This is a genomic window from Actinomadura sp. 21ATH (genome assembly GCF_041951345.1).
GTDB lineage: Bacteria > Actinomycetota > Actinomycetes > Streptosporangiales > Streptosporangiaceae > Spirillospora.
Genome location: NZ_JBGNUR010000007.1, coordinates 43,403 through 55,961 on the forward strand (window position 1 = coordinate 43,403; position 12,559 = coordinate 55,961).

A 12,559-nucleotide genomic window follows, 5' to 3' on the forward strand; every position below is an offset into this window, starting at 1 on the left:
TCGAGTGGACCCCCGCACCGGCGGCTCGCCGCAAGTTCATCCGGGCCGCCGCTCCGTCCACCCCTCGACGGCCTCGAGCTGCGCGGCCAGCGCTATCAGCGTGGCCTCGTCCGAATCATGCCCCAGCAGCTGCGCCCCAATGGGCAGACCTTCCTTACTCAGGCCCGCCGGCACGTTCACGCCCGGCCATCCCAGGACGTTCCACGGCCACGCGTAGGGGCAGGCGGCGGCGACGCCCGACTGCGTCTTGCGCCATCCCACGCCCTCGTACCGCCCCACTTTCAATGCCTGCTGCGCCGTCGTAGGCGTGAGCACGACGTCGGCGTACCGGAAGATCCTTCCGACCCGCCGCCGCAGCGCCGGGTCCATCCTCCGCGCCAGCGGCAGCAGCCGCCGCCCCACCACGCGCCCCAGCCGCGCCTCGGCCAGCGTCCGGGGCTCCGGCTCGCCGCCCTCCATCGCGTCGACCCAGTCGGCGACCCCCGCCGTCCCCCTCGGCACCAGTCCCAGCCCGACGAGCCCGTAGTCGGGATCGGCGGGGAACACCTTGTGCCCCAGCTCGGTCAGCCTCCTGGCGATCCGCTCCACCGCGCCCCGGATCTCCGGATCCAGCGGCCCCTTGGCCCCGAGCGCCATCCGGAACGACACCGCGATCCGCAACCGCCGGGGCTCCCTGGACGCCGCCTCCACGAAACTCGAAACCGGCGCGTCCAGCCGGTAGAGATCATCCGGATGGCTGCCGCTCAGCACGTCCAGCATCAGCGCCGCGTCCCGGACGCTCCGCGCGAGCGGCCCCCACACCGTCAGCCCGTAGAACGGATCGGTGTGCGGGAACCCCGACACCCTCCCCCGCTGCGGCTTGATCCCCACCAGGCCCGTCCACGCGGCCGGGATCCGGATGGACCCCGCCCCATCCGACCCCACCGCCGCCGCGACCATGCCCCCCGCGACGGCCGCCGCGCTCCCGCCCGACGACCCGCCGGGGGTGTACTCGGGGTTCCACGGGTTGCGCGCGCACCCGGTCGCCGACTCGCTGAACGGCCACAACCCGATCTCGCACGTGGTGGTCTTCCCGACCACCACGGCTCCCGCCGCCCGCAGCCTCCGCACGACCTCGGCGTCCCGCACGGCGACCGGATGCCGCCCCTTGACGGCGAAAGGAGTGGTCTCCCCCGCCAGATCCGTATCGTCCTTGATCGCGACCGGGACCCCCAGCAGCGGGAGCCGCTCCCCCTCCCCCAGCCGCTTGTCGGCCTCCCGCGCCTCCCTCGGCGCCTCCTCCCGCACGACCCGGAAGGCCCCCAGCTCCGAGCGCTCGATGGCGTCCAACGAGGCCCCGACCAGTTCCTCCGACGAGACGTCTCCCCGCCCCAGAGCCTCCACCTGCTCGGTCAGAAGCAACGCCCACCCCTCTCGTTCGTTCGAACGAACGATACGCTGGACTCCCCGAACGCGAAAGACTGCCCCCGTGACTCGTGACCGGATCCTGCAGGCCACCCTCCGCCTCATCGGCGAGCAGGGCGTCGGCGCCGTGACCAACCGCGCCGTGGCGAAGGCCGCCGGCGTCTCGCTCGGCTCCCTCACCTACCACTTCCCGAGCCAGTCGGACCTGCTCCGCGAGGCCCTGGCCTCGTTCGTCGACCGTGAGATCGCCCGCGTCACCGAGCACGCCGCCGGCCTCCGCGACACCGGCCCCGACCAGGCCGCCGACGAGGTGGAGAAGGCCGTCCTCGCGTTCGCGTACGGCCCCGAGCAGATCGCCAACCTCGAACTCCACCTGCACGCCGCCCGCGACCCCGCCGTCGCCGCCGCGTCCGCCCGTTCCGTCGAGGCGTACGACCGCCTCGCCACCACCCTGCTCACCGCCCTGGGCATCCCCGACCCGGACCGCCACGCCCCCGCCGTCGTCGCCATGCTCTACGGCCTCGCCGTCCGCCGCCTCGCCACCGGCGACACCTCCGCCGCCGGCACCGCCGACGCCATCCGCCTCCTCCTCCACGGCGCCCTGCCCCGCCCCTGAAACGGCTTTGGCCCGCACGGCCCAAGAGCGGGGTTACAGGGCCGTACGAGCCAAAAACCTGTCTCAATCAGGAACCTCAGTCGGAACCTCAGCCGACGTTCGCTCTGCTCTCCGCCTGTGCACCTCCGCCGTGTCTTGGATGTGACACCAGGAACGCTAGATCCCCCCACCCCCCACCGGAACACCCTTAAGCCTCACTTAGGGAACCGCTGAGCCAGCCTTATTCAGCCTCCGCGCGCCGCACCGCCCGTAGACCCGCTCACCTGCATAAACAGGGGAGAACCGGACACGGTGCCCGGGTGTAGTTCGCGCGATCACCGCAAGCCGGCTTGCGTTGGCTCCCTCGATCGGCTCCCTGCCCGCGGAGGCCTATTCGGTGTCGAGGTCGAAGTGGCCGCGGCCCAGGCCGTTCAGTTTCTTCTCGAGCTCGGTCTTTCCGGCGCTGCGGAGGATGCTGTCCACCGCTTCGCTCGCGCTCTCTTCCCTGGCCCCCGGGCCGCCGTTCCCGGGGTAGGCGTAGAGGATGCGGCCGCGGTCGCCCAGTCCGCCGGCCGCGTGGACGAAGCAGAGGCTCTTGCCCGTACGCAGGTCGGCTATATGGGCCTCCACGCCCAGGGTGTCGTCCCAGGGCCCGTTCTGCGCGAAGCCCTCGGAACGGTCCGTCCAGACCACGACCACGTAGCGCACGTTCGCCATCGCCTGGACCCAGCGGCCGAATTCCTCGCTCGCCCGCTCTTCGTCGGCTTCGGTCGGCCGGTAGCCGGGCGCGGTGGCGGCGACGTACCTCGCGAGGTCCGGCTCGATCACCGACCATTCCCCTGCGGGGCCGGCCGGGTCTCTCAGCTGGGCCTGTGTCACCAGGCCCGTGTTGGTCCCGGCGGCGTCGCCCCTGTCGAACTTGAACGGCCGCGCGCCCGGCGGTACGCCGTTGCATCCGGTGGAGGGAATCGTCCGGGGTGGAGGAGGCGGCGGCCGCACCACGGAGGCGAGCCGCGCGAGCTGCTGCCGGATGGTGGCGAACTCGGCCTCATGGCGCATCATCACATCGTGCCGGGTGTCCTGATTGAAGTAGAAGACCGCCGCGCCCACGCCGAGGACGAGGATCAGCGGAGGAATCATTCGCTTGAGCATCAGCACCTCGGCCATGAGTCGGGACGGCTCTTACCTCTGTAGCGGACTCGATGTACATGGGTGCGTTGTCGTGAGGGCGGCGCGTAGGCGGCTGGGTGCGGCCAACCCTACGAGGACGTCGCACAACGGTCCAGCGGGCTCTGCGGCTCCGCCGCTACCGTGAAGCGGCGGCCGGGCCTCCGGATGCCGCCGCCGTTGCCAGGTCTCCGCAGGTCATGGCCGGGCAGGGGCGCGCGAAGGCGGCGATCGACCGCCCGCCTGAGGTGCACGGCCTTCCCCGGGGTGGGACGATCTTGGGATGCGGGATCTCGAGGAAGTGCGGGCGCGGATCGATGCGATCGATGGGGAGCTGGTGCGGCTGCTGGCGGAGCGGCAGGGGGCGGTGAAGGCCGCGGCGGCGTTCAAGAAGGACGAGGGGGCCGTGCGGGCGCCCGGCCGGGTCGAGCAGGTCGTGGCGCTGGCCAGGGGGCGGGCTCGGGAGGCGGGGCTGGAGCCCGCGGTCGCGGAGGCCGTCTGGCGGGCGATGGTGGGCGCGTTCATCGAGCTGGAGCTGGACGAGCACGCCCGCGGCGGGCCGTCGTAGGTCAGCGCGAGTGGCGGCGGCGGACCAGGCGGCGGGAGCGGCGGGCCGGCGGGAGCCACTTGGTGCGGAACCACATCTGGATCTGGGCGCCGCCGAGGACGGAGCGGTGGATGCGGAGGTGGCCGCCGGTGGCCTCGGCGGCGCGGCGGGCGATGTCGAGGCCGAGGCCGGTGGAGCCGCCGCCGCTGCGGCCGCGCTGGAGTGCGGTGTCGGGGTCGGCGATGCCGGGGCCGGCGTCGGCGACGAGGATGCCGGTGAGGCCCTTGCCGACGTGGAGGGTGACGGCGAAGTCGGTGCCTTCGGTGGTGTGGCGGAAGACGTTGCCGAGGAGGGCGTCGACGGCGGCGGCGAGTTCGGTGGCGGGGACGGGGAGGGCGGCCGGGCGGTCGGCGCCGATGAGCTCGCAGGAGCGGCCCTCGTCCTCGGCGAGCACGGACCAGAACGCGACGCGCTCGCGCAGGACCTTGGCGGCGTCGCAGGAGCCGCGGGCGGTGGGGCGGCGGACGGTGCGGATGATCTGGTCGATCTCGTGCTCCAGCCGGCCGACGGCGTCGCGGGTCTGGTCGGCGACGGCGCCGTTGCCTAACGCCTCGGCGTTGAGGCGGAGGGCGGCGAGCGGGGTGCGGAGGCGGTGCGAGAGGTCGGCGGCCATCTCGCGCTCGGCGGCGAGGAGCTGGACGACGTGGTCGGCCATCGCGTTGAAGGCCAGGCCGGCCTCGACGAGCTCGGGCGGGCCGTCGGGCTCGATGCGGACGCCGAGGTCGCCGTCGCCGAACGCGCCCGCGGCCTCGGCCAGCCGCCGGGTGGAACGGATCATGCGGGCGCCGAGCCGGTCGGCGACGGCGACCGAGCCGGCGACGAGGGCGGCGGCGACGGCGGTCATGACGAGCCAGGCGTTCCAGACGCCGCGGGTGAGGTCGGAGTCGGGGATGTAGACCTCGACGACCGCGGTACGGCCGGCGTCCAGGGAGACGGGCTGAAGGAGGGCGTGGCCGCCGTCGACGCGCGCGGTGTACGAGCGGCCGCGGCGCGCGGCCTCGGTGACCTGGTCGAGCCGGGCCCGGTTGCCGTCGCCGGACGCCTGCGGGACGACGGTGTTGTCGGGCATGTGGACGGCCATCCGGCGGGCGGCGCCGGCCTGCGAGCTGGCGACGGCGCGTTCGAGGGCGCCGGGGTCCTCGGTGACGACGAGGACGGGGCCGAGCGCGCTGGCCTGGCGTTCGGCGGCCGTGAGGGCGCGGTCGCGGGCGATCTCCCGGACGGTCAGCGCGAGCGGGATGAGGAACGCGAGGGCGACCATGGAGGTGACCGCGAGGGACACCAGGACGAGCGTGCGCCTCATGGCTTTCCGGGATCGGCCAGCCGGACGCCGACACCGCGGACGGTGTGCAGGTAGCGCGGTTTCGCGGCGGTCTCGCCGAGTTTCCGGCGCAGCCAGGACAGGTGCACGTCGATGGTCTGGTCGTCGCCGTACGCCTGCCGCCAGACCTCGGCGAGGAGTTCGCGGCGGGCGACGACGCGGCCGGGGCGGGCGGCGAGGTAGGCGAGCAGGTCGAACTCGCGGCGGGTGAGTTCGAGGGCGTTGCCGTCGAGGGCGGCCTCGCGCCGGTCGAGGTCGATGTGGAGGCCGCCGACGCGGATCTCGGCGGTGGGGCCGGAGCGGGCGGCGCGGCGCAGTACGGCGGAGAGGCGCGCGTTGAGGTGCTCCGCGGAGAACGGTTTGATGAGGTAGTCGTCGGCGCCGGCGTTCAGCAGCCGTACGATCTCGGGTTCGTCCTCGCGCGCGGTCGCGATGATGACCGGGACGTCGGAGATGCCGCGCAGCATCTTCAGCACTTCGGCGCCGTCGAGGTCGGGCAGCCCGAGGTCGAGTATGACCACGTCGGGGGGTGCCTGGGTCACCTCGCGCAGGGCGTCCATCGCCGTCCCCACGCTGCGCACGACGTGCGACCGCTGACTCAGCTCCCGGATGAGGGCCGTCCGGACGTTAGCGTCGTCCTCCACCACGAGCACACTCGCCATGCCCGAACCGTATGCCACCATGTGCCATGCGTCGCGCAATGTCGTACGTTGCGCCCTGGGCGATGGTCACGGCGCTGGCCGTGGCGCTGTCGTGGCTGGGCGTACGCGATGTCGTGCGGGGCGCGATCTCCGACCGCTCGTCGCCGCCGCCCGTCACCGGACCGGTCATCCACGGCAGCCCGACGCCGCCGGGCAGCGTCGGCACCGCGGCGGCGCGGCCGAGCCCGGCGGAGAGCCCGGCGGAGCAGGAGACCGCTTCGGGCACCGCCAGGCCGTCCCCGTCCCCCAGCGGGCGGCACGGGAACGTGCACAGCTACTCGACGCGCGGCGGCCGGGCGGCGCTGGCGATCTCCGAGCGGCGGGCGCAGCTGGTGTCGGCCACGCCGAACGCCGGGTACGAGACCCGCGTGACCGAGAACGAGGGCTGGCTGCGGGTCGACTTCATCGCCGGCCGGCGGACGTCGTCCGTCATCGCGAGCTTCTACGGCCACCGGCCGACCGTCGAGGTGTACGAGTACGGCTCCCGGGCGTAGTCAGCCCGCGGCGACCGTCACCGTCACCTCGGGCCGCGCCTCGAACGCGGCCAGCCGTCCGGCGTCCGCGCCGGAGTCGGTGATGAGCGTCCACGGCCGGTCGAGCGGCGTCCACCAGTGGCTCTCGGCGCGGCCGAGCTTGCTCGCGTCGGCGAGCACGCACACCTCGCTCGCCTGCTCGACCATGAGGCGCTTGAGGGCCGCCTGCTCGGCCGTCCCCTCGCACACGCCGCGGCCCGCGACGACGCCGTCCGCGCCGAGGAAGACCGTGTCGGCGGTGATGCCGCGCAGCGCGCTCTCCGCGATGGGCCCGATCATGCCGAGGCTGATGTGCCGTACGGCGCCGCCGAGCGCGACGAGTTCGACGCCGGCGCTCTCGGCGAGCGCGTCCAGCGTCGTGAGGCCGTTGGTGACGACCGTGATGCCGGTCCAGGACGCCAGCCGGGACGCGAGCGCGCCGACCGTCGTGCCCGCGTCCAGCAGCAGCACGCCGCCGGGCCGCACGTGCTTCTCGGCCGCCGCGGCGATCGCGGCCTTCTGCGCGAGCGCGAGCTTCTCGCGCTCGTGCAGGGACTGCTCGCCGGGCGCGGCCGAGAGCGCGCCGCCGTACGTGCGGACGATCGCGCCCTCGTCGCTGAGGAGTTGCAGGTCGCGCCGGATGGTGGACAGGGACACCGCGAAGGTCTCGGCCAGTTCCTCCACCCGGACGGGCTGCTCCCGGAGGATCCGCGCGATCCGGGCGCGGCGCTCTTCAGCTCTCACGGCCCCCATTGTCCTCCGCCCGCGCGGGTGCGAGGTCGACGGCCTGGCGCAGCGCCTCCAGCATGCTCTCGTGGTCGGCGCGGCCGGTGCCGGCGATGTCGAACGCGGTGCCGTGGTCGACGCTGGTGCGGATCACGGGCAGCCCGACGGTGATGTTCACGCCGGCCTCCAGGCCCATCACCTTCACCGGGCCGTGGCCCTGGTCGTGGTACATCGCGACGACCAGGTCGAAGTCGCCCCGCACGGCGCGGAAGAACACCGTGTCGGCGGGCAGCGGCCCCCGCGCGTCGACGCCGCCGGCGCGCAGCCGCTCGATCGCCGGGACGACCTTCTCCTCCTCCTCGCCCTGCCCGAACAGGCCGTTCTCGCCCGCGTGCGGGTTGATGCCGCACACCGCGATGCGCGGCTCGGCGATCCCGGCCTTGACGAGGGTGGCGTGGCCGCGCCGCACGGTGCGCTCGACGAGGCCCGGCTCGATCCTCCGCACGGCGTCGACCAGCCCGATGTGCGTGGTCACGTGGATGACGCGCAGCTTGGGCGCGCTCAGCATCATCGACACCTCCTCGGTGCCGGTGAGCTCGGCGAGCAGCTCGGTGTGCCCCGGGTACCTGTGCCCGGCCGCGTGCAGCGCCTCCTTGTTGAGCGGCGCGGTGCAGATCGCGTCGATGCGCCCGGCCGTGGCGAGCTCGACGGCGCGCTCGACGAACCGGTACGCGCCCTCCCCCGCCACCGGGCTCAGCTCCCCGAACGGCAGGTCGGCCGGCACGCAGTCGAGGTCGACGACCTCGACGACGCCCTCGGCGTACGTGGCGTCCTCGGGGCCGGCCACGGTCTCGATCGCGACCGGCTCGCCGACGATCCCGGCGGCCCGGCGCAGCCGCGCCGCGTCCCCGATGACCAGCGGCCGGGCGATCCGGCGGACCTCCGGCGCGGCCAGCGCCCGCACGATGATCTCGGGACCGACGCCCGCCGCGTCCCCCATGGTGATCCCGACGATCGGGCGTTCCATCCGTGCTCTCCTCAGTTCTCGTCAGGTCTCGTCAAGTCTCGTCAGGCCGCCGTGCGTACGGCGCGCACCACGCGCGCCGCCGTGGCGGGGTCGCCGAACGCCCCCGCCTTGGTGATGAACAGCGCGCCGGTCCCCTGGACGCGCCCCGCCACGACCCCGGGCTCCGGCTCGCCGGCCGGCCACAGTTCGGTGGCGCCCAGTCCCAGCAGCACGGCCCGCGCGGTCTCGCCGCCGGTCGCCAGCAGGATCCCGGCACCGTCCGCCGCGGCCACCGCGGCGGCGGCCAGCGAGCGGGCCGTCGCGTACGCGCGGTCCCGGTCGACCGGGGCGTCCGGGTCCACCGACAGGACCACGTCGCCGGCCTTGAGCCCGTCCCGTACGGCCTCTGCGGCCGCCGCGGCGCCGCCGGCGCCGCCGGTGGCGGGCGCGACGGTCACCGGCGTCCAGCCCTCGGCGACCAGCGTCGCCCGCTGGGCGCGGGCGAGGCCGGAGTAGCTGCCGATGACGGCGAGGGCCGGGCCGGCCGGCGCCCGTACGGCGGCCGGTCCCGCCGGGCCGGCCGTGCGCGCCAGCGCGGCCGTGACGCCGCCGGACCCGACCAGCAGCGTCCCCTCCCCGGCGGCGGCGCAGACCGCCTCCAGGTCGGCCATGGTCTCGCCGTCGCAGACGACGGCCGCCAGCCCGTCCGCGCGCGCTTGCGCGAAACGCGCATTCAGGTCGCCGCCCCGTACCGCGGCCAGGTCGAGGCGCCGCGCGGTCAGGCCCGCGCCGGCGAGCAGCGCGACGACGTCGCCCCCGTGCCGGCGCCCGGGCAGCGGCTCGCCGCCGACCCGGACGACACCGCCGGCCACCGTCCGGCCGGTCGCCGGGAAGGCCGGCGCGACCACCGCGAGCGGCCCGCCCGCGGCGGCCACCGCCGCCGCGATCTCGGCGCCGGCGTTGCCGCGCAGGGTCGAGTCGATCTTCTTCACGATCCGGGCGCCGGCCGTGATCCCCCTGGTCACGGCCTCGGCGACGCGTTCGGCGGCGACGTCCTCGGGCGAGTAGCGGCTGTCGGTGTCGACCGCCACGGCCCGCGCCCGCGGCCACGCGCTCTCCAGCGCGACGGCCGTGCTCATCCGCGCCGCGAACGGCACCGCGCTGTCGGCCGCCCCCGTGAGGTCGTCCGCCACGATCACGAACTCGGTCCGGTCGCTCATGACGCGGCCTCCGCCGGCTCGCCCCTGGCCTCCTCGCGGCGCTTGACGCGGTCGGCCCACCAGGCGGTGATGATCGGGACGACGATCGCGGTCACCACGACCGACGCCGCGACCAGCACGGTGGCGTGCGCGGCCGCCTCCTTGTACGCCGGGTTCGCGCCGGCCACGATCGCCGGAACCGCCGCCGCGTTGCCCGCGGTCGAGGCCGCCGCGAGGCCCGCGACGCCCGTACCGCCGGTGAGCCGGTCGGCGGTGAACAGCAGCGTCCCGCTGAACGCGACCACCGCCAGGCCGAGGCCCAGGCCGAGCAGCCCGGCCGTCCACACGCTCTTGAGGTCGATGCTGCAGCCGAGCGCGAACGCGAAGAACGGGATGAGCACCGGCGTGGCGCCGCCCAGCCACCTGCGCAGGTCGTGGTCCAGGTTGCCGAGGATCGCGCCGACCAGCAGCGGCAGCAGCGCGCCCACCAGGGTCTGCCAGGGGAACGCCGACAGCCCGGCGATGCCCAGCGTGACCATGGTGAGGAACGGCCCGGACTCGATCGTCAGGATGGAGTACGCGGCGACGTCCTTGGGCTTGCCGAACTGTCCCATCAGCGCCATGTAGAGGCCGCCGTTGGTGTCGTTCATGGCCGCGACCACGGCAAGCGTGGACAGCCCCGCGAAGAAGCCCGACCCGACCGGCGCCTCGCCGAGCAGCCGGCCGAGGACCAGCCCGACCACGATGGACGCGACGACCTTCGCGCCGAAGAGGGCGCCGCCCTTCTTCAGGATGTACGGCGTCGAGCGGATGTCGATGCTCGCGCCCATGCACACGTAGAAGACCGCGAGGATCGTCAACGAGCCGCTGAACAGCGCCCCGGTGAACGAGCCGAAGTACTCGCCCGCGCCGGGGAACAGCGTGTACACCACGGCGCCCAGCAGCAGCGGAACGATCATCATGCCGCCGGGGACCCGCTCCACGGTCGCTTTGATGGGGATCTGCATCGCACTCTCCGTACCCGTCGGCCGCGCCCGCGGCGCGGCCCGCCTCCCTCGTTTCCCCCGAGTGAGGTCATGCTACTGCGCGTTTTGCGCATGTAAACACACTTCATGCGCAAAACGCGCATGTTTTACCAACCGGGGGTATCTGTCTTCGGGGGGTTCCGGGCGACACCGGGTGGGTATCGGGTCCAGCAGGTATTCGGCTTGATCGGCGGGGGCGGTCGGGAAGGACGGCTCCCCATGGTCCTCGATCCCGGTGAGGCGGGCCGGGCCCGCGAACTCGACGCGGCCGGACGCAGAGAGCAGGTGCGCAAGGCGGCGCTCGCCAGCGTCGTCGGCACCTCCATCGAGTGGTACGACTTCTTCCTCTACAACACCGCGGCCGCGATCGTCTTCAAGGACGTCTTCTTCCCCGAGTCGTCGGACTACGCGGGGACGCTGTCGGCGTTCGCCACGTACGCGGTGGGGTTCGCGGCCCGCCCGGTGGGCGCGGCGATCTTCGGGCACTGGGGCGACCGGCTCGGCCGCAAGGCCACGCTGATCATCACGCTGCTGCTGATGGGCGTGTCCAGCGCGCTGATCGGCGTGCTGCCCGGCACCGAGTCGATCGGGGTCGCGGCGCCCGTCCTGCTCGTCCTGCTGCGGATCCTCCAGGGCATCGCGGTCGGCGGCGAGTGGAGCGGCTCGGTGCTGCTGTCGATGGAGTGGGGCGACCAGCGCAGGCGCGGGCTCATGGCGAGCCTGCCGCAGATCGGGGTGCCGATCGGGCTCATCCTCGGCACCGGCGCGATGACGGCGATCGCGCTGTCGGCCGAGGACGCGTTCACCGCCTGGGCGTGGCGGATCCCGTTCCTGCTCAGCCTGGTGCTGGTCGCGATCGGGCTGTGGGTGCGGCTCCAGGTGCTGGAGACCCCGCTGTTCGCCGAGGTGGTCGAGAAGGCCGAGGTCGCGAAGGTCCCGGTCGCCGAGGTGATCCGGCGGCATCCGAAGGAGATCGTGCTCAGCGCGCTGCTGCGGTGCTCGGAGCAGATGCCGTTCTACATCTTCACCTCGTTCGCCCTCACCTACATCCATGAGGACCTCGGCCTGGCGCAGGGCCTCGCGCTGGGCGCGGTCACGGCGGCGGCGGTGCTGGAGCTGTTCACGATCCCGGCGGCGGGGCACCTGGCCGACCGGATCGGCCGGAAACGGGTGTACGCCACCGGGTCGCTGCTGATCGCGGTGATCGCGTTCCCGTACTTCGGGCTGCTCAACACCGGGACGGCCGCGCTCGTGTTCGGCGCGGTGGTGCTGGCCCAGATCCCACACGCCGTCCAGTACGGCCCGCAGGCCGCGCTGATCGCCGAGAGCTTCCCGACCCGGCTCCGGTACGGCGGCGCCGGGATCGGCTACCAGCTGGCCTCGGTGATCGCCGGCGGGCCGGCGCCGCTGCTGGCCACCTGGCTGCTGCACGACTTCGGCTGGGAGGCGATCGCCATCGCGATGATCGTCAGCTCGCTGCTGACGCTGACCGCGCTGGCGCTGCTGCCCGACCGCTCCCGCGCGGACATCACCAAGGAGGAGTCGTACGCCTGACCGCGGCCCGGCCGGTCAGAAGCGGGGCATCACGAACATGGCGGTGGCCTCGACGGTCGTCCTGCCCTCGGGGTCGAGGACGCGGCCCTCGCACCAGGACTTGCGGCCCTCGGCCCCGGTCGCCTTCGCCTCGGCGGCCAGCGGGACGCCGTACGGGGTCGGCCGCCGGTAGCGCAGTTCGAGGGTGGCGGTCATGCCGGGCGTGCCGTTGGCGGACGCCGCCATCCCGAGCAGCTGGTCGAGGATCATCGCCGAGACGCCGCCGTGCACGAACGTGGGCGGGCCCTCGTAGACGCCGTTCAGCGTGAACTCGGCCCGCGCCGTGCCGTCCGGCAGGATCTCGACGTCGAGCGGCGGCGCGATCGGGTTGAGCGGGCCGGTCACCGGGCTGGCCAGCTGGCGGAAGATGCCGTCCCGGCCGGCCTGGGCGATCGGCGGGTGCGGGCGGCGCGGCGCGGCCGACAGCCGCTCGGTCAGCGCGGCGATCTCGGCGGACACGGCGGCCAGCTCGTCCTCGGCGGCGCCGGTGTGCACGACCACCTCGTTCAGCGCGCGCACCCGCTCGGCCAGCACGGCCAGCGCCGCGACCTGCGACTCCGCCAGCGAGTGCTGCTCGCGCTCCAGATGCACCCGCGCCATCGCCGCCCCGGCCCCGCTCATGGGTCTCCCTCGTTCTCGCGCCCCGCGCGGGCGGCGAGGGGCGGGGACCGGTCAGCGGCCGCCGCTCCCGGCGCCGCACCCG

The 12,559-nt window shown here is 74.0% G+C and carries 13 protein-coding genes; 4 read left to right on the plus strand and 9 right to left on the minus strand.

The window, feature by feature from the left end; translation table 11 throughout:
* Positions 1–36 precede the first annotated feature (36 nt).
* Complete coding sequence (locus tag ACA361_RS21605) at positions 37–1,509, minus strand: amidase (protein ID WP_375014329.1); 1,473 nt, start codon at positions 1,507–1,509, stop codon at positions 37–39.
* Between ACA361_RS21605 and ACA361_RS21610 the strand changes: the two genes are divergently transcribed.
* The gene (locus tag ACA361_RS21610) at positions 1,469–2,020 is read left to right on the plus strand and encodes a TetR/AcrR family transcriptional regulator (RefSeq protein WP_375014331.1); all 552 of its coding nucleotides are present in this window, start codon (positions 1,469–1,471) and stop codon (positions 2,018–2,020) included. The two genes, ACA361_RS21605 and ACA361_RS21610, sit on opposite strands and share 41 nt — an antisense overlap.
* A gap of 369 nt (positions 2,021–2,389) precedes the next feature.
* Here the strand turns inward: ACA361_RS21610 and ACA361_RS21615 are convergent, their stop codons facing one another.
* Entirely contained in the window at positions 2,390–3,166 is a 777-nt protein-coding gene (locus tag ACA361_RS21615) for a hypothetical protein (RefSeq protein WP_375014333.1), read from the minus strand.
* 283 nt (positions 3,167–3,449) lie between these two features.
* Here ACA361_RS21615 and ACA361_RS21620 point away from each other — a divergent pair, with 283 nt between their 5' ends.
* Positions 3,450–3,734: a chorismate mutase gene (locus tag ACA361_RS21620; protein ID WP_375014335.1), complete on the plus strand. Its 285-nt coding sequence runs from the start codon at positions 3,450–3,452 to the stop codon at positions 3,732–3,734.
* Between the two features lies 1 nt (position 3,735).
* Here the strand turns inward: ACA361_RS21620 and ACA361_RS21625 are convergent, their stop codons facing one another.
* The gene (locus ACA361_RS21625) at positions 3,736–5,076 is read right to left on the minus strand and encodes an ATP-binding protein (protein ID WP_375014337.1); all 1,341 of its coding nucleotides are present in this window, start codon (positions 5,074–5,076) and stop codon (positions 3,736–3,738) included.
* Positions 5,073–5,756, minus strand: coding sequence for a response regulator transcription factor (locus ACA361_RS21630; RefSeq protein ID WP_366622646.1), 684 nt, complete (start codon positions 5,754–5,756; stop codon positions 5,073–5,075). The genes ACA361_RS21625 and ACA361_RS21630 overlap by 4 nt, the downstream gene beginning before the upstream one ends.
* Positions 5,757–5,794: 38 nt before the next feature.
* Between ACA361_RS21630 and ACA361_RS21635 the strand changes: the two genes are divergently transcribed.
* Positions 5,795–6,289, plus strand: coding sequence for a hypothetical protein (locus tag ACA361_RS21635; protein ID WP_375014339.1), 495 nt, complete (start codon positions 5,795–5,797; stop codon positions 6,287–6,289).
* On the opposite strand, the gene ACA361_RS21640 is transcribed toward ACA361_RS21635, so the two are convergent.
* Genes ACA361_RS21640 through ACA361_RS21655 form a run of 4 tightly spaced genes read right to left on the minus strand, consistent with a single transcriptional unit; the run spans position 6,290 to position 10,245 of the window.
* Positions 6,290–7,051 carry a DeoR/GlpR family DNA-binding transcription regulator gene (locus tag ACA361_RS21640; protein ID WP_375014341.1) on the minus strand — a complete coding sequence of 254 codons (762 nt, stop codon included), beginning with the start codon at positions 7,049–7,051 and terminating at the stop codon, positions 6,290–6,292.
* A complete protein-coding gene (gene pdxA, locus ACA361_RS21645; protein WP_375014343.1) occupies positions 7,041–8,060 on the minus strand; it encodes a 4-hydroxythreonine-4-phosphate dehydrogenase PdxA in 1,020 nt (339 codons plus the stop codon). The genes ACA361_RS21640 and pdxA overlap by 11 nt, the downstream gene beginning before the upstream one ends.
* A 41-nt stretch (positions 8,061–8,101) precedes the next feature.
* The gene (locus ACA361_RS21650) at positions 8,102–9,259 is read right to left on the minus strand and encodes a four-carbon acid sugar kinase family protein (protein WP_375014345.1); all 1,158 of its coding nucleotides are present in this window, start codon (positions 9,257–9,259) and stop codon (positions 8,102–8,104) included.
* On the minus strand, positions 9,256–10,245 hold the full coding sequence (locus ACA361_RS21655; RefSeq protein WP_375014347.1) for a 2-keto-3-deoxygluconate permease: 990 nt from the start codon (positions 10,243–10,245) through the stop codon (positions 9,256–9,258). Before ACA361_RS21655 ends, ACA361_RS21650 begins: the two co-directional genes overlap by 4 nt.
* A gap of 237 nt (positions 10,246–10,482) precedes the next feature.
* Between ACA361_RS21655 and ACA361_RS21660 the strand changes: the two genes are divergently transcribed.
* On the plus strand, positions 10,483–11,817 hold the full coding sequence (locus ACA361_RS21660; RefSeq protein ID WP_375014349.1) for an MFS transporter: 1,335 nt from the start codon (positions 10,483–10,485) through the stop codon (positions 11,815–11,817).
* Between the two features lie 15 nt (positions 11,818–11,832).
* Here ACA361_RS21660 and ACA361_RS21665 read toward each other — a convergent pair whose 3' ends face one another.
* The gene (locus ACA361_RS21665) at positions 11,833–12,477 is read right to left on the minus strand and encodes a PaaI family thioesterase (protein WP_375014351.1); all 645 of its coding nucleotides are present in this window, start codon (positions 12,475–12,477) and stop codon (positions 11,833–11,835) included.
* Positions 12,478–12,559: the final 82 nt, after the last annotated feature.

What these genes read in the sequence shown, in the direction of transcription:
- ACA361_RS21660 (WP_375014349.1), top strand. Translation starts at nt 10,483, where the DNA reads ATGGTCCTCGATCCCGGTGAGGCGGGCCGGGCCCGCGAACTCGACGCG.
- ACA361_RS21635 (WP_375014339.1), top strand. Translation starts at nt 5,795, where the DNA reads ATGTCGTACGTTGCGCCCTGGGCGATGGTCACGGCGCTGGCCGTGGCG.
- pdxA (WP_375014343.1), bottom strand. Translation starts at nt 8,060, where the DNA reads ATGGAACGCCCGATCGTCGGGATCACCATGGGGGACGCGGCGGGCGTC.
- ACA361_RS21650 (WP_375014345.1), bottom strand. Translation starts at nt 9,259, where the DNA reads ATGAGCGACCGGACCGAGTTCGTGATCGTGGCGGACGACCTCACGGGG.
- ACA361_RS21620 (WP_375014335.1), top strand. Translation starts at nt 3,450, where the DNA reads ATGCGGGATCTCGAGGAAGTGCGGGCGCGGATCGATGCGATCGATGGG.
- ACA361_RS21605 (WP_375014329.1), bottom strand. Translation starts at nt 1,509, where the DNA reads ATGAGGCGGAGGGTGGCCTGCAGGATCCGGTCACGAGTCACGGGGGCA.
- ACA361_RS21630 (WP_366622646.1), bottom strand. Translation starts at nt 5,756, where the DNA reads ATGGCGAGTGTGCTCGTGGTGGAGGACGACGCTAACGTCCGGACGGCC.
- ACA361_RS21615 (WP_375014333.1), bottom strand. Translation starts at nt 3,166, where the DNA reads ATGGCCGAGGTGCTGATGCTCAAGCGAATGATTCCTCCGCTGATCCTC.
- ACA361_RS21655 (WP_375014347.1), bottom strand. Translation starts at nt 10,245, where the DNA reads ATGCAGATCCCCATCAAAGCGACCGTGGAGCGGGTCCCCGGCGGCATG.
- ACA361_RS21625 (WP_375014337.1), bottom strand. Translation starts at nt 5,076, where the DNA reads ATGAGGCGCACGCTCGTCCTGGTGTCCCTCGCGGTCACCTCCATGGTC.
- ACA361_RS21665 (WP_375014351.1), bottom strand. Translation starts at nt 12,477, where the DNA reads ATGAGCGGGGCCGGGGCGGCGATGGCGCGGGTGCATCTGGAGCGCGAG.